The following is an 18,024-nucleotide window of genomic DNA, read 5'->3' on the forward strand; positions in this document are numbered from 1 at the left end:
GTGAAATCCGACAACCCCTGATTCAGCCCGCACGGCCCAAACGCCTGCGCGCGCAAACCCTGCGCTCCCATTGACCCTCCCCTGCGATTCACCATGACAATCCGAACCCGCCTCATCCTGGGCTTTGGCCTGATGGCATTTATGATCATCCTCATGGGCGCCGTGGCCCTGCTCAAGACCACGACGGTGCATGACAGCCTGCGCTCCGTGGTCCACGACCAGTACCCGAAAATCAGCAAGCTGCGCGACATCAAGGACCTGCTGGGCACAAACGAGGTCGCGCTCAACAGCATGCTGCACGAGCCCGATACCAACCGCTTCGAGAGGGATATCGCCGCCGTGCTCGAGACCCGCAAACGCATCGGCGAGCTGCTGGAGACGCTGCAGACGCTGATCACCTCGGGGCAGGGCAAGGCCGGCATGGAGAATTTCAAGGGCCCGCGTGCGCAGTACATCGCGCTGCAGAACCGCTATATAGAGGCCATCAGGGCCGGCCGCATCGACGACGCGCGCGCCATCGTGATCGACGAGATGCCGGCCGTGCGCACCCGCTACCACGATGGCCTCAACGGCCTGGTGCATGACCAGAACAACCACATGGACGCTTCCATCGCCGTGGCCACGGACGCGGTGCGCAGCATCCAGTGGGCCATAGGCCTGGCCACCGCCGTGGCGCTGATCGCGGCGCTGCTCTTGGCGCGCTGGATCATCCGCTCCATCACCCGCCCGATCTCCGAGGCCGTAGCGATCGCCGATGCCGTGGCCGCGGGCGACCTCACGCGCAGCATCGAGGCCAGGGGCTCGGACGAGACCGCCCACCTGCTGCAGGCCCTGCAGGGCATGCAACAAGGCCTGGTGAATGTTGTGCGCAAGGTGCGCGAGGGCTCCGAGAGCGTGGCCACCGCCTCCGCCGAGATCGCCCAGGGCAACCAGGACCTGTCGGCACGCACCGAGAGCCAGGCCAGCGCGCTGGAGGAAACGGCCGCGTCCATGGAGCAGTTGGGCACCACCGTGCGCCAGAACGCCGACAACGCGCGCCAGTCCAACCAGTTGGCTCAGAGCGCCAGCAGCATCGCCGCGCAGGGCGGAGAGGTCGTGGCCCAGGTGGTCGAGACCATGAGCGGCATCAACGCCTCCAGCAAAAAGATCGCCGACATCATCAACGTCATCGACGGCATCGCCTTCCAGACCAATATCCTGGCGCTGAACGCCGCCGTCGAGGCCGCACGCGCCGGCGAGCAGGGCCGTGGTTTTGCCGTGGTCGCCAGCGAAGTGCGCAGCCTGGCCGGCCGCAGCGCCGAGGCGGCCAAGGAGATCAAGGCCTTGATCACCGACAGCGTGCAGCGCGTCGAGCAGGGCTCGCAGCTCGTGGACCGGGCCGGCGCCACCATGCAGGAGGTGGTGGGCAGCATCCGCCGCGTCACCGACATCATGGGCGAGATCAGCGCCGCCAGCAGCGAGCAGAGCGCAGGCGTCGCCCAGGTCGGCGAGGCCGTCACGCAGATGGACCAGGCCACGCAACAGAATGCAGCGCTGGTGGAGCAGATGGCCGCCGCAGCCTCCAGCCTGAACGGACAGGCGCAGGACCTGGTACAGGCCGTGGCCGTATTCAAGCTCACCCAGGGCAGCAGCCCGGCCCCGCGCCGGGATGTGGGCCGCCCGCTGCCCCACCCCATCGCCCCGGCACCGCTGCCGCGCCCCGCAGCTCCCGCCCGGCCGGCGACGGCCAAGCTGCCAGCACTGCCCCCCCGCCCCGCCAGCCAGCCCAAGGCAACGGAGCCCGAGAGCGAGTGGGAAAACTTCTGACCCCAGGGCTGCGGCTTACTTGCGTCGCGCCCGCGGGTGCGCCTGGTCGTACACCCGGGCCAGGTGCTGGAAATCGAGCCGCGTATAGACCTGGGTGGTGGTGATGCTGGCATGGCCCAGCAGCTCCTGCACGGCGCGCAGGTCGCCGCTCGATTGCAGCAGGTGGCTGGCGAAGGAGTGGCGCAGCATGTGCGGGTGCACGGGCGTGGTCAGGCCCGCGAGCTGGCTGCGCTGGCGCAGGCGCGCCCAGACCGACTGCGCCGTCAGGCGCGCACCGCGCCGGCCGATGAAGAGCGCCGCATCGGCCGCCTGCCCGCGCACGGCAAGCCACGCGCGCAAGGCCTCGGCCGCCGCCCGGCCCACGGGCACGCTACGGCGCTTGGCACCCTTGCCGAAGACATGGGCCTCGCCCGCCTGCAGATCAACCCAGCCGCGCCCCTGCTGGTGCGCCGCGGGGCTCGCCGCCAGGTCCAGACCCACCAGTTCGCCCACGCGCAGGCCGCAGCCGTAGAGCAGCTCGACTATTGCCGCGTCGCGCGCCTCCAGCCAGGGGTCGGCGCCGGCCTGCTCATGCTCGGCCAGGCGCACGGCGTCGTCCACGCCCAGGGCCTTGGGCAGCGGCTTGGGCGCCTTGGGCGCACGCACGTCCTGCACCGGGTTGTGCGGCACCAGCCCCTGGCGCGCGGCCCAGGCGTAGAAGCCACGCCAGCCCGAGAGGATGAGCGCGATGCCGCGCCCGCTGCGCCCGCCCGCATGCATCTGCGCCACGAAGCGGCGGATATGCGCGCTCGTCAGGCGCAGCAGCGGCAACTGCACGTCCGCGGCCAGGGCCGTCAGGCGCTGCAGGTCCAGGGTGTAGAGCGTGAGCGTGCGCGCCGCCAGGCGCTTTTCCACGCGCACATGCTGCAGGTACTGCAGGGCCTCGGGCGGCAGCTGCGGGGCGGGCTGGCCCTGTTTTGCGTCGAAATCCATTCAAACGCCCTGCACACAAGCGCCAGCAGCTCTGTTTTTCAGAGCAGTCGAGACAATGCCGCGCTGGCCAGCTCGGCTATGCGCGTGAGGAAGTCCGTGCCCATGGTGGCCTCGAAACGGTGCGGATCGTGCGAACCCAGCACCAGCAGGCCGAACGCCGGCTGCTCGGCGCTGTCGATGGCGCCGCGCCGCAGCGGCAGCAGGGCCAGCGACTGCACCTGACCGGCCTGCGCCAGCCAGGCCGTGGCCTCGAAGCCGAGGTTGGGACCGCAGAACGGCATGGTCAGCGACGAGGCGAAGGAGCGCACGTCCTCGCTCGCGCCCCGGGCAAACGCCGCCCCGGCATGGGCGCTGGCCGTACCCCACAGGCGCAGCGCGACCTGGGGCACGTCGAACAGGGTCTGCATGCCCTGCTCCACGGCCTGCGGCAGCAGGGCCGCATCCTGCACGGCCAGCAGGTCGCGCGACCACTGGTGGATCTTCTGGCCGATGGCGGCGTTTTCATGGCCATTGCGCACCATGTCCATGACGCGGTGCTCCAGGCCCTTGATCTTCTCGCGCAGCATCTCGGCCTGGCGCTCCTGCAGGCTCACGGCGCGCTGGCCGTGCGGGCTGGCGATGCTCACGCTGGCCAGCAGCTCGGCGTGGCGCTCGAAGAAGCCCGGTGTGCTGGCCAGGAACTGGGCAATGTCGTCTTCGGTGACGGGGGAAACGGAAGCAGAATGGGTCATGGGAGGTCGGGAATGTCGATCTGGCCTTCGAAAACGGTGCTGGCGGGGCCGGTCATGAGCACCGGGTCATCCGGTCCGCCGGCCCAGGCAATGGTGAGCAGGCCGCCGCGCGTGTGCACGTCGACGCGCGCATCCAGCAGCCCCAGGCCTATGCCCGCCACCACGGCGGCGCAGGCGCCGGTGCCACAGGCCAGGGTCTCGCCCACGCCGCGCTCGTACACGCGCAGGCGCACCTGGCTGCGGCTTTGCACCTGCAGGTAGCCGGCGTTCACGCGCTCGGCAAAACGCGGGTGGCTCTCGATCAGCGGGCCGGTCAGGGCCACAGGGGCGCGGTCCACGTCATCCACGAGCTGCACGGCATGCGGGTTGCCCATGGATACGGCAACTATCATTACAGTAGCTTCCGGCGCTTGCCCATCAAGCGTCAGAGGCCATTTTTGCACCAAACCCTGCGGCACGGGCGCAAGGCCCTGGGTGTCGAACGGCAGACGCGCGGGCTCCAGCGCCGGGCGGCCCATGTCCACGGTCACGCGCCCGTCGGATTCCAGCCGTGGCGCGATCACGCCGGCCAGGGTCTGCACGCGGATCTGCTCCTTGGCCGTCAGCCCCTTGTCGCGCACATAGCGCGCAAAGCAGCGCGCGCCGTTGCCGCACTGCTGCACCTGGCCGCCATCGGCGTTGTGGATCAGGTATTCGAAGTCGATGCCGTCTGCCAGCGAGGGGCGCACGGTCAGGATCTGGTCGGCCCCCACGCCAAAGTGGCGGTCGGCCAGGAAGCGGTATTGCGCGGGCGTCAGGCCCAGGGCGCCCTGGGTTTCGTCGAGCACCACGAAGTCGTTGCCCGCGCCCTGCATCTTGGTGAAGCGGATCTGCATGGCCGCGATTATCGGCGCACCGCACGGGGCGCCGCACTTGTCGATAATGCCCCGATGCCACGCCAAAGCCAACAACTCCACCCCCACCGCGAACCCGTCACCCCCCTGGATGCCGCCACCGTGCTGCTGCTGCGCGATGCGCCAGCGCCGGACGGCACGACCCGGCTGGAGGTCTTGATGACGCGCCGCTCCGACAAGGCCAGCTTCGTGCCCGGAGCCTATGTCTTTCCCGGCGGCGGCATCGAGGCGCAGGACGGCGACGCCGCCACCCACGCCCTGGCCGACCAGCGCCCGGCGCAGAACGCCGCGCGCCTGACCGATGCCATGGCCGCCATCCGCGAGAGCTTCGAGGAGCTGGGCGTGCTGCTGGCGCGCCGCGCCGACGGCCGCTGGGCCGACGCCGCCGACATTGCCGCCATTGCCCGCCAGCTGCCGCCGGGCACCACCTTTGCCGCCGAATGCGCGGCGCGCGGCCTGCGCCTGGCGGCCGACAGCATCTATTGGCTGGCCCACTGGACGGCCGACCGCAATCTGCCCAAGCGCTTCGCCGTGCCCTTCCTGGTGGCGCGCATGCCCGAGGGCCAGGAGCCCGTGGCCGACGAATCCGAGCAGTTCGAGCCCGTGTGGGTCAGCCCCGCCGACGCGCTGGCGCGCCACGAGGCGGGGCAGTTCTTCATGATCTTCCCCACCATCCGCACGCTGCAGCGCCTGGCGCAGTTTGCCGATGTGCAAGCCGTGCTGGCCGCCGTCGCGCACGAGCAGCCGCTGTGGGTCAGCAGCCCGCGCTCGGGCTTTGTGAACGGCACGCGGGCGCCCCACATGGAGCACGAGCCGCCCTACGGCGAGCTGGCCCTGGTCTGCCCCGACGGCCAGGTGGCCCACACGCTGGACTGGCAGAGCGAGACGCCGGTGCCGCTGCTGAAGAACCTGCAGCGCCTCACCGCCCCGAACCCCGGCGTGATGACCGGCCCCGGCACCAACAGCTACCTGGTGGGCGACCCCGGCACGGGCTACATCGCCATCGACCCCGGCCCGGCCGACACGGCGCACCTGGAGCGCCTGTGGCGCGCGGCGGGCGGCAACATCCGCATGATCGTCTGCACCCATTCGCACCCCGACCACTCGCCCGGCGCCGCGCCGCTGCAGGCCATGGTGCTGGCGCATGGGCGCGCCAAACCGCCCATCCTGGGCCTGCCCTCACAGCCGACGGCACGCGCGCACAGCCAGTTCACACCCGACCGCGCGCTGCAAAATGATGAGCTGTTAACGCTTGCAGGACAAGGAATGGATGGCAAAATCACCCATACCCTGCAGGTCATCCACACCCCCGGCCACGCCGCCAACCACCTGTGCCTGCTGCTGCGCGAGGACGGCCTGCTGTTCTCCGGAGACCACATCCTGAACGGCAGCACCACGGTCATCGACCCGCCCGACGGCAACATGGCCGACTACCTCGATTCGCTGGACCGACTCGACCGGCTCTGCGCCGAGCACGGCGTGGAGTTCATCCTGCCGGCGCACGGCTACGTGCTAGGCGAAGCGCGCACGGCCATCGCCCGCCTGAAGGCCCACCGCCTGGCGCGCGAGGCCAAGGTGCTGGCCGCCATGCAGGCCCAGCCCGAGGGCAGCATGGAAGACTGGGTGCGCCTGGCCTACGACGACGTGCCCGAGCGCATCTGGCCCGTGGCGCAGCGCTCGCTGCTGGCGCACATCGAACGCATCCGCATGCTGGAGCCGGGCAATGACTGAGCATGCCGGCGGCGAGGCCGTGCGCCTGGCCAAGCGCGTGGCGCAGCAGTTTGCCTGCTCGCGCAGCACGGCCGAGCAGTACATCGAAGGCGGCTGGGTGACGGTGGACGGCCGGGTCGTCGAGTTGCCCGGCGCACGCGTGGCGCCGCGGCAAAGCGTGCTGCTGGCGCAAGACGCCAACCTGATGGAGCTGACCCCCGTCACCCTGCTGCTGCACAAGCCGCCCGGCTACGAGGCCGGGCTGGGGCTGAGCGCAGCGGCGGCATCCCACGGCAGCCGCAGCCAGGGCGCGCCGCAGGCGGTCACGCTGCTGAATATGCAAACCCACCTGCCCGAAGACGCCGCCGGCATCCGCGTGCTGCTGCGCCACTTCAAGCAGCTGGAATGCTTCACGCCCCTGCCCACCGAGGCCAGCGGCCTGGTGGTCTACACCCAGGACCGGCGCGTGGCGCGCAAGCTGCAGGAAGACATAGAAACGCTGGAGCAGGAATGCATCGTCGAGGTGGCGGGCCAGATTGCCGAGGGCGGACTGCAAAAACTCTGCCATGGCCTCTCCTTCAACGGCCGGCCGCTGCCGCCCATCAAGGTCAGCTGGCAAAACGAAACGCGCCTGCGCTTTGCCCTGAAGAGCATACGTCCCGGGCAAATCCCGGCCATGTGCGCGGCCGTGGGCCTCTCGGTGGTGGCCCTCAAGCGCATCCGCATCGGCCGCGTACCGCTGGCCAAGGTGCCCGAAGGGCAGTGGCGCTACCTGCAGCCGTGGGAGCGGTTTTGAAGAAAGTGTGAAGCGCGCCGATAAGCCGGATTCTGTGCATGCGGTTGCCCGCATGTGACCGCCATTACTCTGGGCCGGGTGTCGCCACCGCGGCTCGATGCCACCTACCCGCCAGCTCCGCGGAACCACGTCAACGCTGGCCTACTTGGTGTTGCTGCGCGTAGAGATTGCCCGTTTCACCCCCAGTGGTCTACCTTGCGGCACTCCCCCGGGACTCGTCTCTGTTGCTCTGATCCTCACCTCACGGTGGGCAGCCGTTAGCTGCTACGCTGTCCTGTGCAGTCCGGACGTTCCTCCAGTGCGGCCTTTCGGCACATGCACCAGCGGCGGTCTGGCGTGCTTCACGGGCGTGATTGTCTCATTGTGCGTGCACCAACTGGAAGATGTTGTAGGCAATGAGCAGCAACGCGCCCACGATGCCCAGCATCATCAGCGCCGGCCCCCAGCGCGAGGCGCGCGCCGAGAAGCCTATGAGCAGCAGCGCGCAGCTTACGGTGAGCATGAGCATGGTGGACTGCAATAGGGTCATGGGGCCAACCTGTGGATGACGATGGCACCATTGTGCGGCGCATTCGGCACGCGCATATCACGGCCGCGGCATATCGATATCGCGACGCGGCACGACAAGTCCCCCACAATGGGCGGCTGCACTACTGCCTGCTGTATTCCCACCTCTCTTCCTGGAGACACCATGCGAGCCGACAACGTCCTGCAAACCATTGGCAACACGCCCCACATCCGCATCAACCGCCTGTTCGGCGCGGCGGCCCAAGTCTGGATCAAGTCCGAGCGCAGCAACCCCGGCGGCTCGATCAAGGACCGCATCGCGCTGGCCATGGTGGAGGCGGCCGAGCAGTCCGGCGCCCTGAAACCCGGCGGCACCATCATCGAGCCCACCAGCGGCAACACCGGCATCGGCCTGGCGCTGGTGGCGGCCGTCAAGGGCTACAAGCTGGTCCTGGTGATGCCCGACAGCATGAGCATCGAGCGCCGCCGCCTGATGCTGGCCTATGGCGCGCAGTTCGACCTCACGCCCAAGGAAAAGGGCATGAAGGGTGCCATCGCCCGCGCCGAGGAGCTGGCCGCGCAGACGCCCGGCGCCTGGATTCCGCAGCAGTTCGACAACCCGGCAAACGCCGATGTGCATGCGCGCACCACGGCGCAGGAGATCCTGGCGGACTTTCCCGAGGGCATCGACGTGCTCATCACCGGCGTGGGCACGGGCGGGCACCTGACCGGCTGCGCACGCGTGCTCAAAGCCAAGTTTCCCCAGCTGAAAGTCTTTGCCGTCGAGCCCTCGCTCTCACCCGTGATCTCGGGCGGCCAGCCCGGCCCCCACCCCATCCAAGGCCTGGGCGCGGGCTTCATCCCCAAGAACCTGGACACCAGCCTGCTCGACGGCGTGATCCAGATCGACGCCGAACCCGCGCGCGAATACGCGCGCCGTGCCGCACGCGAAGAGGGCCTGCTGGTGGGCATCTCCAGCGGCGCCACGCTGGCCGCCATCGCGCAAAAACTCCCCGAGCTGCCCGCCGGCAGCCGCGTGCTGGGCTTCAACTACGACACGGGCGAGCGCTACCTGTCGGTCGAGGGTTTCCTGCCCACGGCCTGAACGAGCCCGGGGGCGCGGCGAGGCACAATCCCGCCCCACCATGGCTGCCAAACACCACACCCCCGTCCACATCCCCACGGCGCACGCAGGTGCGCCGCTGAGCGCGCAGCAGAAGAAGTTCAACCGCCACATCGAGCGCATCGCGCAGCAGCGCGAGCTGCTGGCCGACTGGCAGCTGGCCATTGCCAACTATCGCGAGCGCCACGCACGCGAGGCCGTGCCGCTACAAAAAACGCACTGTGATTTGCTGGTCGAGCTGGTGCAGCACCTGGATTCGGCCAGCGACAACAAAAAACTCACCAAGGCCGATCGCCGCACGCTGAGCGAGGCCATCACCGACCGGCTCGCCGTGCTGATCGACGTGGTGGCCGACGAGGCCATGCGCGCCAGCCTCAAGGAGATCTACAACCGCCACAGCGGCAGCGACTACGACGCCGAGGAGGCCGAGGGCGACGACATCGCCAGGCAGATGGCGCAGGGCATGGCGAAGGACTTCTTCGGCGTGGACGTGGACCTGGAGGGCGCGGACATGGACTCGCCCGAGGACTTTCTGCGCCGCCTGCAGGAGCAGTTGCAGGCACAGCAGGAACGCCAGGAACAGGCCGAACAGCAGCGCGAGGCCCGCCGCGCCGCACGGCCGCGCAAGCCCAGCGCGCGCGAGCGCAAGGCGCAGGAGGAAGCCAGCCAGGCGACGCAATCGGTGCGCGAAATCTACCGCAAGCTCGCCAGCCACCTGCACCCCGACCGCGAGACCGACCCCGCCGAGCGCGAGCGCAAGACGGCACTGATGCAGCGCGTGAACCAGGCCTATGCCGAGAACAAGCTGCTCGACCTGCTGCAGCTGCAATTGGAGATCGAGCAGATCGACCCCGAGCACATCGCCGGCCTGAGCGAAGAGCGCCTCAAGCACTACAACCGCGTGCTGGCCGAGCAGCTCAGGGAGCTGCAGCAGGAGGTGCGGGAGGTGCAGGATCACTTCCAGATGGCGTTCGGAATCGACCCCTACCGCAGCGCCAAGCCCGCGGGCATCATGCGCGAGCTGCGCTCACACCTGCAGCTCATCGAATACGAAACCCTGCAGCTGCGCCGGCAGCTGGGCGCCCTGCGCGCCGACCCGGCCGCGCTCAAGGCCTGGATCAAGGCCGAGCGCCAGCAGCTGAAGGCGCAGCAGCAGGACATGGACGACTGGTTCTGACGCGGCCGTCTCGCTCCTCCCCATTCCATCCCATCCCATCCCATCCCAAACTAGCGATTTTGATAGCTTACAGCGCCCTACAGTAAAGCGTTACAGCCATATTTCATATCAAATCACCCTGGACCAGGGTGCTACCATTGCGCCCCTTTTGCTTGATCGTCACAAGCCATGCTGAGACTCTCCGAACTGCGCCTGCCCCTGGCAGCCCTGCCCCTGGAACCCGAACAACACCCCGAGGCGGCGCTGCGCGCCCTGGCCGCGCAGGCGCTGGGCATCGACGGCAACGCCATCGCCACGCTGCAGGTGCACAAGCGCAGCTTTGACGCGCGCAAGGCCGAGCTGCTGGCCGTGTACATCGTCGATGTGGCGCTGGCCGACCCGGCACAGGAAGGCCCGCTGCTCTCACGCCACGCCGGCAACCCGCATATCCAGCCCACGCCCGACATGGCCTGGCACCCCGTGGGCCGGGCCCCGGCCAGCAGCGCCGAGCGCCCCGTGGTCGTGGGCTTCGGCCCCTGCGGCATCTTTGCCGCGCTGGTGCTGGCGCAGATGGGCTTTCGGCCCATCGTGCTCGAGCGCGGCAAGGCCGTGCGCGAGCGCACCCAGGACACCTGGGGCCTGTGGCGCAGGCGCGAGCTCAACCCCGAATCGAACGTGCAGTTCGGCGAGGGCGGCGCCGGGACGTTTTCCGACGGCAAGCTCTACAGCCAGATCAAGGACCCGCGCCACCTGGGACGCAAGGTGCTGCAGGAGTTCGTCGCCGCGGGCGCGCCGCCCGAGATCCTGTACACGGCGCACCCGCACATCGGCACCTTCCGGCTGGTGAAGATGGTGCAGGCGCTGCGCGCGCAGATCATCGCCCTGGGCGGCGAGGTGCGCTTCGAGCAGCGCGTGACCGACCTGGTGCTGCAGGGCCGTCAGCTGCGCGCCCTGCGCGTGCTTGATTTGCGCACCGGACAGGAGAGCGAGCTGGCCACGTCGCACGCCGTCATCGCCCTGGGCCACAGCGCGCGCGACAGCTTCGCCATGCTCTACCAGCGCGGCGTGGCCATGCAGGCCAAGCCGTTCTCGGTGGGCGTACGCATCGAGCACCCGCAGGGCGTGATCGACCGCGCGCGCTGGGGCAGGCATGCAGGCCACCCGCTCTTGGGCGCGGCCGACTACAAGCTGGTGCACCACGCCAGCCAGGGGCGCACCGTCTACAGCTTCTGCATGTGCCCCGGCGGCACCGTGGTGGCCGCCACCAGCGAGCCCGGGCGCGTGGTCACCAACGGCATGAGCCAGTATTCGCGCGCCGAGCGCAACGCCAACGCCGGCATGGTGGTGGGCGTGGAGCCGCGCGACTATCCGCGCGACCCGGCGGCCTTCGAGGCGATGCTGGGCGCCGCCCATGGCGTGCAGGCGCTGGCGCAGGATCAGACGCACCCGCTGGCCGGCATCGTGCTGCAGCGCCAGCTGGAATCGCGCGCCTTCGTATTGGGTGGCGGCGACTACAACGCCCCTGCGCAACGCGTGGGCGACTTCCTGGCGCGCCGCGCCAGTACCGCGCTGGGTGAGGTGCAGCCGTCCTACCAGCCCGGCGTGACCCTGGTCAGCATGGACGAGGCACTGCCCGCCTATGCGACAAAAGCCATGCGCGAGGCCCTGCCCGCATTCGCGCGCAAGATCCGCGGCTACGACATGGCGGACGCGGTGCTCACGGGCGTGGAGACGCGCACCTCGGCCCCGCTGCGCCTGGACCGCGGCGACGACTTCCAGAGCCTGAACACGAGCGGCCTGTACCCCGCCGGCGAAGGCGCGGGCTACGCCGGCGGCATTCTCTCGGCCGGCGTGGACGGCATCAAGGTCGGCGAGGCCGTGGCCTGCGCCCTGCTGGGCGCGCCCCTGCCTTCGTCGGGTACGCGCGGCTCGGGCGGGGCGGCATAGCGCCGCCACCCATCAATTGATCTTGAACCCGGTCTCGGCGACGATGCGCTGCCAGCGCTTGTTGTCCGCATCGATCAGCTTGGCGAATTCCTCGCGCGTGGTGCGGCGCGGGAAGTAGTCGTAGGACTTGAGCTTGGCGATCACCTCGGGCATCTGCATCACCTTGTCCATCTGCTGCGCCAGGTAGTCGACGATCTCCCTGGGCGTGCCCTTGGGCGCGAGCAGGCCGGCCCAGGAGGCGAAGTCCATGCCCTCGACGCCCTGCTCCTTGAGCGTGGGCACGTCGGGGAACGAGGCCGCACGCTGCGGCGACAGCACGCCCAGCGCCTTCACGCGGCCGGCGCGGATCATCTCCACCGAGGCGAAGGAGTCCAGCGAGAAATCCACCTCGCCCGCCACCACGGCCTGCATCTGCGGCGCCGTGCCTTTGTACTGGGCGTTGATGGTCTGCGGCGCCTTGATGAGGCGTTTGAACTCCTCGCTCATCAGGTTGATCATGGCGCTGCCCGAGGAGATGGACAGGGGCTTGCTGCCCTGCGCCAGCTTGATCAGCTCCTGCATGTTGTTCACCGGCAGGTCCTTGCGCGCGATGACGATGAAGCTCACGTCGCAGATATGGGTGATGGGCTCGAAGCTGCCCAGCGCCTCATAGTTGGCCTTGTAGATCACCGGACTCAGGGTTTGGGCACCGGCGGTGTTGAGCAGCAGCGTATAGCCATCGGGCGCGGCGCGCGCGGCCTCGGCCGTGCCGATCATGCCGTTGGCGCCGCCCTTGTTGTCCACGATGAAGGACTGGCCCGCCAGCTCGCCGAGCTTTTGCAGCACCAGGCGCGCCACAATGTCGGTCGTGCCACCGGCCGGGAAGGGCACGATGACGCGCACCGGTTTGCTGGGGTATTTGCCCTGGGCAAAAGCCCATTGCGGCGCGGCCAGGGCAGCGGCGGCGCCCAGGCCCTGGGCCATCCACTGGCGGCGGGATGCATTGATCATGGGAGGTCTCCTGTAGTTATGCATGCGTCGCGGCAAAGGGGGCCCGTCCTCGGGCCGCTTGCCTCATCGCCTGCTGTGAGGCCCGCCATTGTGGAAGGGGGTTGACATGCTCGTCCAATAGCAAAAACCACTTCAACAAGTGCTTTTATGTATCGGACGAAGCATGTTTTCTCAGGCGCCGATCTCGGTCCAGCGGCCGGTTTGCACCGCCTGATGGATCTGCGCCTCGTAGGGGCGGATGTCGTAGCCCGACTTTTCAAGCCAGGCGTCGTTGTAATAGGTGTCGAGGTAGCGCTCGCCGGGGTCGCATGCCATCGCGACGATGGAGCCCTGCTGGCCCTTTTCCTTCATCTCGCACGCCAGGCGCAGCGCGCCGTAGAAATCGGTGCCGGTGGAGGCACCGTAGCGACGGCCCACCATCTTGTGCAGATAGCGCATCGCGGCGTACGACCCCTCGTTGGGCACGACCATCATGCGGTCGATCACGCCGGGGATGAAGGACGCCTCGACGCGCGGGCGACCAATGCCCTCGACATCCGAGCCTGCATCCAGCGTCACGCTGGCGTCGCCGCTTTCGTAATAGCGGTGGAAGACCGAGTTCGGTGGATCGACCACGCACAGCTTGGAGTCGAACTCCTGGTAGCGGATGAAGCGGCCTATGGTCGCCGAGGTGCCACCGGTGCCGGCGCCCACCACGATCCAGCTGGGCAAGGGGTGGGGCTCGGACTTCATCTGATTGAAGATGGACTCGGCAATGTTGTTGTTGCCACGCCAGTCGGTGGCCCGCTCGGCGTAGGTGAACTGGTCCATGTTGTGGCCCTTGCGCTCGCGTGCAATACGCTCGGCCTCGGCATAGACCTGGGCGGGATCGTCGACGAAGCTGCACTGCCCGCCGTAGAACTCAATCTGCGCGATCTTGGCCGGCGAGGTGCTGCGCGGCATCACGGCGATAAAGGGCAGGCCCAGCATGCGCGCGAAATACGCCTCGGACACCGCGGTGCTGCCAGATGAGGCCTCGACAACGGTCGTGCCCTCGCGGATCCAGCCATTGCACAGGCCGTACAGGAACAGCGAGCGCGCCAGGCGGTGCTTGAGGCTGCCCGTGGGATGGCTCGACTCGTCCTTGATGTACATATCTATGCCCTTGCACCCGGGCAGCTCCAGCGGGAACAAGTGTGTATCGGAGGTGCGCTGGTAATCGCGCTCGATGCAGGCAATGGCCTGCTGTGTCCAGGTACGGGTCATGCGGGTCTCTTTCTTGAGGAATGACGGTGGGGGAATGAAGAGGGGCCGATGCCCTGCTCATCCCGTAGCGATGCGCCATCAACGGCAGTGAACCCTTTCATTGTTTCTTCTCGGCCGCAGGACAGCAAACGGGTTCTTTAGAATTGAGCATTTGTCTGCGACAAACAATGCGCTACAACCTGACCGATCTGAAATTGTTTGTCGCGGTGGCCGATGCCGGCAGCGTCTCGCGGGGTGCGCAAGCCTGCTTTTTGTCGCCTTCCTCGGCCAGCCTGCGCATCAAGGCCCTGGAAGAATCGCTCGGCGTGCCGCTGTTCCTGCGCGAACCACGCGGCGTGGCGCTCACCCGCGCCGGGCAGATCATGCTCGAGCATTGCCGCCGCTGCCTCGCCGAGCTCGAGCAAATGCACGCCAGCCTGGCGCCTTACGCGCATGGGGTCAAGACCCAGGTCACCGTGTTTGCCAACAGCACCGCGATTGCGTCCTTTCTCCCCGGTGACCTGCAGGTATTTTTGCGCCTGCACCCCGATGCACGCATACAGCTGGAGGAGCGCCTGAGCCGCGACATCGTCACGGCCGTGGCCGAGGGACGCGCCGACCTGGGCGTCGTGACCTGGAACGAACCCCATCCCTTGCTGGAGTTCAGGGACTACCGCGCGGACGAGCTGGTCGCGATCGCGCCACGTGACAGCCCACTGGCGCAGCAACGCAGCGTCAGCTTCGACGAATGCCTGCGCCACCCCTTCATCTGCCTGCACAACGGGGCGGCCATTCTCACCTTCCTGATAGGCAAGGCGGCGTTGCTGGGGCGCGCACTGGACATTCGCGTGCAGGTGGCAAGCTTTCCTGCGGTGCTGGCGCTGGTCGAGTCGGGCGCGGGCATCAGCATCGTCCCCCATTCGGTGCTGCGCCACCAGCACCACTCTGCTCTTGCAGTGATGGCACTGGACGAAAACTGGGCGCAGCGATCTTTGAGCGTTTGCGTGCGCCGCGAGGACGCACGGCTTTCACATCCCGCCCAGGCACTGCTGACCTTGTTGACACGCGAGCGCCGGCAAGCGTCTTGATTTGCGCATACTGGGTTTGTGATACGCAAAACCAACCATTGTCACAAACCGTTTGTATTCATGTCAGCCCCATGAAAAACTAAATACAGCCCGCGGGGCTCTTCTTTTGCAGACAACACACAAGGACAAGGACATGGCAGACATGAATCACTGGGAACGGATCGAGGCGGCCCTCGCCGGCCAGGCAACGGATCGTGCACCGGTCGCGCTCTGGCGACATTTTCCGGACGACGATCTGGATCCGCTCAAGCTGGCCGAGCACAGCGTGCGCTGGCAGCGCCGCTGGGAATGCGATCTGGTGAAATTCATGCCCTCGGGCATGTACGGCGTCGAAGACTGGGGCACGCAAACCGCGTTCAAGGGCACGCCCAATGGCGCGCGCGAAAGCACACGCCCCGGCGTGAACAGCGTGGACGATTGGCGCCGCCTGCAGCGCCTGGATGCACGCCAGGGCAGCTATGGCCGCCAGAACGAGGCGCTGGCGCTGACGACGCGCGAGCTCGGGGGCAGCGTGCCGGTGCTGCAAACCGTGTTCAGCCCCCTGACGACGGCGCGCAAACTCTCCAGCGAACGCCTGTTTGCCGATATGCGCCTGGCACCGGATGCGGTCGAGCACGCACTGCAAGTCATCACCGACGTGACCATAGACTTTGCACTGCAGGCGCTGGAAGCGGGCGCCCATGGCGTGTTTCTCGCAACGCAGCTGGCCTCGTACCGGCTTACCACTGCCGCCGAATACGAGCGCTTCGGACGCAAGTACGACCTGCAGATTCTGGATGCGCTCAAGGGCAAGGCCAGGTTCAACATGCTGCACATGCATGGCGACGACATCATGTTCGACATGCTGAGCCAGTACCCCGTGGAAATGCTCAACTGGCATGATCGACTTACCACGCCCAATCTGCGCGAGGCATCGCAGCGCTTCAAGGGCTTGCTGGTCGGCGGCCTGAGCGAGCACGGCACCTTGATGCAAGGCACGCACGCCGATATCGAAGCCGAGGTGCGTGAGGCGCTGGAGCAAACCGGCGGCAGGCGCCTGATGATTGGCCCGGGCTGCGTACTGCCCATCCGCGTGACCGATGATCGGCTGGAGGCCGTCATGCGCGGTGCGCGCAGCGCGGCCTGAATAAAGATTCAACCCCACCTAGGAGACTCAGCATCATGCGAACGACATTCAAACATATCGCTCTGGCCGGCATTGCATCCATGGCTTTGATGGCCAACGCTCAGGCGCAGGACTGGCCTGCGGCAGGCAAGGCCGTGCAAATCGTCGTGCCCGCCCCGGGCGGCGGCGGAACCGGCGATACGATTGCGCGCATCGTTGCCGAAGAATTGTCCAAGTCACTCAAGGGCAACTTCATCATCGACAACAAGCCTGGCGCCAATGGCAATATCGGCGCCGCCAGCGCAGCGTCGGCTGCACCCGACGGCTACCGGCTGCTGTTCTCCTGGGCCGGCACGCTGGCCGTCAACCCCAACCTGTACAAGAAGCTGAGCTTCGACCCGATCAAGGATTTCGAGCCCATAGGCCTGATTGCCGACGTGCCCAACATCCTGGTCGTCAATGACAAGCTCCCCACCAAGAGCCTCAACGAGTTCATCCAGTACGCCAAGGCCAGCCCGGGCAAGATCAATTTCGGCTCCACCGGCACGGGCAGCTCCATGCACCTGGCAGGTGAGCTGTTCATGCGCGAGACCGGCACCAGCATGATTCACGTGCCCTACAACGCACCGGGACAGGCCACGACCAACATGATCGCGGGCGACATCCAGGCCATGTTCCAGCTGGTGCCGGGCATCGCCGGCCAGGTCAAGGCCGGACGTGTGCGCGCGCTGGCGCTGATGGCCGACCAACGCTCGCCGGCCCTGCCCGATGTGCCCTCGATGAAGGAACTGGGCCATCCTGATCTGATGTCGTCCACCTGGTTTGCGCTGCTCGCCCCCAAGGGCACCCCGACGGCCGTTCTCGACAAGCTGAACAAGACGCTCAACGAGGTGCTGACCAAGCCCGAGGTGCACCAGCGTCTGGCCGACCTGGGCGCAAGCACGCTGACCGGCTCACGCGATGACCTGCGCAAGCACCTGGCGGCTGAAACCGCCAAGTGGGGCAAGATCATCCGCGAAGCCAAGATCGAGCAGCAGTGAGCACCCGCGATGGCGGATGCTGATGGCGTTGCGGGGAACCGCCGCGTAGGCTGGATAGGGCTGGGCAGCATGGGCCAGCCCATGGCGGCACGCCTGCTCGCCGCAGGCTGGCCGCTCACCGTGTGGGCACGCCGCGAGGAACATGCCCGCCCCCTGCTGGAGCAGGGCGCCCGCTGGGCGCCCGACCTGGCTGAGCTTGCGCGCCACAGCACGCATGTGGTCACCATGCTGCGCAGCTCGGACGACGTGCAGCAGGTCTGGCACGCCTTGCTGCCGCACCTGGCAGCCGGCACCCAGGCGATAGACATGACCACCGCCGCACCCAGCGTGGCCGCGCCGCTGGCCCAGGCCTTGCAGCAACGCGGCGCGCACTGGCTGGACTGCCCGGTCACCGGTGGCTTGGCGGGCGCGCGCCAGGGAACCCTCACCTTGTTTGCCGGGGGTGAGGCGTGTGCGCTGCAAGGCAGCCAGGCGCTACTCGCGCAGCTCTCCCGGCGCGTCGTCGCCTGCGGCGCGGCCGGCAGCGGCTACCGCACGAAACTGATCAACCAAACCATGATGGCCGGCGCCCTGCTGGGCGTGGCCGAAGGCGCAGCGTTGGCGCGCGCGGCTGGCATGCAGGGCGATCCACTGCGCGACGCGCTCAGCGACGGCACAGGTTCTGGCTGGATGTTCGACGCCTATGTGCAGCGCATGGTCGATGGCGACGGTGCCGTAGGCTTTACGCTGGCCATGCTGCGCAAGGACCTGGAGCTGGCCCTGCTCGCCGCGGCCGAACTCGGGCGCCCTGGCACATTGCTGCTGCGCCATGCGCTGGCCACTGTCGAAGCAGCCTGCGAGCGCCATGGCGCGCAGGCCGGCGTGCAGGCTCTCGCATGGAGTTGATGCGGGATGCGGGTTTGCACTCTTCAAGGCAAGGTGCAAACTCACTCCTTC

At 67.8% G+C, this 18,024-nt stretch carries 16 protein-coding genes and 1 other RNA gene; 10 read left to right on the forward strand and 7 right to left on the reverse strand.

Features of this window, described 5'->3' with window-relative positions; translation table 11 throughout:
• The first annotated feature begins 93 nt into the window (after positions 1–93).
• Positions 94–1,806 (forward strand): methyl-accepting chemotaxis protein, encoded by a 1,713-nt coding sequence (locus P7644_RS17105; RefSeq protein WP_404300436.1) that lies wholly within the window; start codon positions 94–96, stop codon positions 1,804–1,806.
• Between the two features lie 15 nt (positions 1,807–1,821).
• On the opposite strand, the gene P7644_RS17110 is transcribed toward P7644_RS17105, so the two are convergent.
• From P7644_RS17110 to dapF, 3 genes are read right to left on the reverse strand one after another with little or no spacing between them, the layout of a single operon-like run.
• On the reverse strand, positions 1,822–2,778 hold the full coding sequence (locus P7644_RS17110; protein ID WP_404300437.1) for a tyrosine recombinase XerC: 957 nt from the start codon (positions 2,776–2,778) through the stop codon (positions 1,822–1,824).
• Between the two features lie 38 nt (positions 2,779–2,816).
• Positions 2,817–3,509 carry a DUF484 family protein gene (locus P7644_RS17115; RefSeq protein WP_404300438.1) on the reverse strand — a complete coding sequence of 231 codons (693 nt, stop codon included), beginning with the start codon at positions 3,507–3,509 and terminating at the stop codon, positions 2,817–2,819.
• A complete protein-coding gene (gene dapF, locus P7644_RS17120) occupies positions 3,506–4,384 on the reverse strand; it encodes a diaminopimelate epimerase (protein ID WP_404300439.1) in 879 nt (292 codons plus the stop codon). The genes P7644_RS17115 and dapF overlap by 4 nt, the downstream gene beginning before the upstream one ends.
• 54 nt (positions 4,385–4,438) lie before the next feature.
• Here dapF and P7644_RS17125 point away from each other — a divergent pair, with 54 nt between their 5' ends.
• Both P7644_RS17125 and P7644_RS17130 read left to right on the forward strand, forming a co-directional pair.
• Positions 4,439–6,133 carry an MBL fold metallo-hydrolase gene (locus P7644_RS17125; RefSeq protein WP_404300440.1) on the forward strand — a complete coding sequence of 565 codons (1,695 nt, stop codon included), beginning with the start codon at positions 4,439–4,441 and terminating at the stop codon, positions 6,131–6,133.
• Positions 6,126–6,908 carry an rRNA pseudouridine synthase gene (locus tag P7644_RS17130; protein WP_404300441.1) on the forward strand — a complete coding sequence of 261 codons (783 nt, stop codon included), beginning with the start codon at positions 6,126–6,128 and terminating at the stop codon, positions 6,906–6,908. Before P7644_RS17125 ends, P7644_RS17130 begins: the two co-directional genes overlap by 8 nt.
• 5 nt (positions 6,909–6,913) lie before the next feature.
• Here P7644_RS17130 and rnpB read toward each other — a convergent pair.
• Positions 6,914–7,251, reverse strand: an RNA gene (gene rnpB / locus P7644_RS17135) — RNase P RNA component class A.
• A 15-nt stretch (positions 7,252–7,266) separates the two neighbouring features.
• Positions 7,267–7,437: a hypothetical protein gene (locus tag P7644_RS17140; RefSeq protein WP_404300442.1), complete on the reverse strand. Its 171-nt coding sequence runs from the start codon at positions 7,435–7,437 to the stop codon at positions 7,267–7,269.
• Positions 7,438–7,599: 162 nt separating this feature from the next.
• Here P7644_RS17140 and cysK point away from each other — a divergent pair, with 162 nt between their 5' ends.
• The 3 genes from cysK to P7644_RS17155 all read left to right on the forward strand — a co-directional run bounded on the left by cysK (position 7,600) and on the right by P7644_RS17155 (position 11,641).
• A complete protein-coding gene (gene cysK, locus P7644_RS17145) occupies positions 7,600–8,520 on the forward strand; it encodes a cysteine synthase A (protein WP_404300443.1) in 921 nt (306 codons plus the stop codon).
• A gap of 40 nt (positions 8,521–8,560) precedes the next feature.
• The gene (locus tag P7644_RS17150) at positions 8,561–9,715 is read left to right on the forward strand and encodes a J domain-containing protein (RefSeq protein WP_404300444.1); all 1,155 of its coding nucleotides are present in this window, start codon (positions 8,561–8,563) and stop codon (positions 9,713–9,715) included.
• A 168-nt stretch (positions 9,716–9,883) separates the two neighbouring features.
• Positions 9,884–11,641 carry an NAD(P)/FAD-dependent oxidoreductase gene (locus P7644_RS17155; protein ID WP_404300445.1) on the forward strand — a complete coding sequence of 586 codons (1,758 nt, stop codon included), beginning with the start codon at positions 9,884–9,886 and terminating at the stop codon, positions 11,639–11,641.
• 12 nt (positions 11,642–11,653) lie between these two features.
• Here the strand turns inward: P7644_RS17155 and P7644_RS17160 are convergent, their stop codons facing one another.
• A complete protein-coding gene (locus P7644_RS17160) occupies positions 11,654–12,631 on the reverse strand; it encodes a Bug family tripartite tricarboxylate transporter substrate binding protein (protein WP_404300446.1) in 978 nt (325 codons plus the stop codon).
• A gap of 171 nt (positions 12,632–12,802) precedes the next feature.
• A complete protein-coding gene (locus P7644_RS17165) occupies positions 12,803–13,876 on the reverse strand; it encodes a PLP-dependent cysteine synthase family protein (protein ID WP_404300447.1) in 1,074 nt (357 codons plus the stop codon).
• A gap of 167 nt (positions 13,877–14,043) precedes the next feature.
• Here P7644_RS17165 and P7644_RS17170 point away from each other — a divergent pair, with 167 nt between their 5' ends.
• From P7644_RS17170 to P7644_RS17185, 4 genes are all read left to right on the forward strand, one after another.
• Positions 14,044–14,943 carry a LysR substrate-binding domain-containing protein gene (locus P7644_RS17170; RefSeq protein ID WP_404300448.1) on the forward strand — a complete coding sequence of 300 codons (900 nt, stop codon included), beginning with the start codon at positions 14,044–14,046 and terminating at the stop codon, positions 14,941–14,943.
• A gap of 133 nt (positions 14,944–15,076) precedes the next feature.
• Positions 15,077–16,069, forward strand: coding sequence for a uroporphyrinogen decarboxylase family protein (locus P7644_RS17175; RefSeq protein ID WP_404300449.1), 993 nt, complete (start codon positions 15,077–15,079; stop codon positions 16,067–16,069).
• Between the two features lie 35 nt (positions 16,070–16,104).
• Positions 16,105–17,088 (forward strand): Bug family tripartite tricarboxylate transporter substrate binding protein, encoded by a 984-nt coding sequence (locus tag P7644_RS17180; RefSeq protein ID WP_404300450.1) that lies wholly within the window; start codon positions 16,105–16,107, stop codon positions 17,086–17,088.
• 9 nt (positions 17,089–17,097) lie between these two features.
• Positions 17,098–17,973, forward strand: coding sequence for an NAD(P)-dependent oxidoreductase (locus tag P7644_RS17185; protein WP_404300451.1), 876 nt, complete (start codon positions 17,098–17,100; stop codon positions 17,971–17,973).
• Positions 17,974–18,024 lie beyond the last annotated feature (51 nt).

The sequence above is a fragment of the Alicycliphilus denitrificans genome (assembly GCF_044792555.1).
GTDB lineage: Bacteria > Pseudomonadota > Gammaproteobacteria > Burkholderiales > Burkholderiaceae_C > Alicycliphilus > Alicycliphilus denitrificans_A.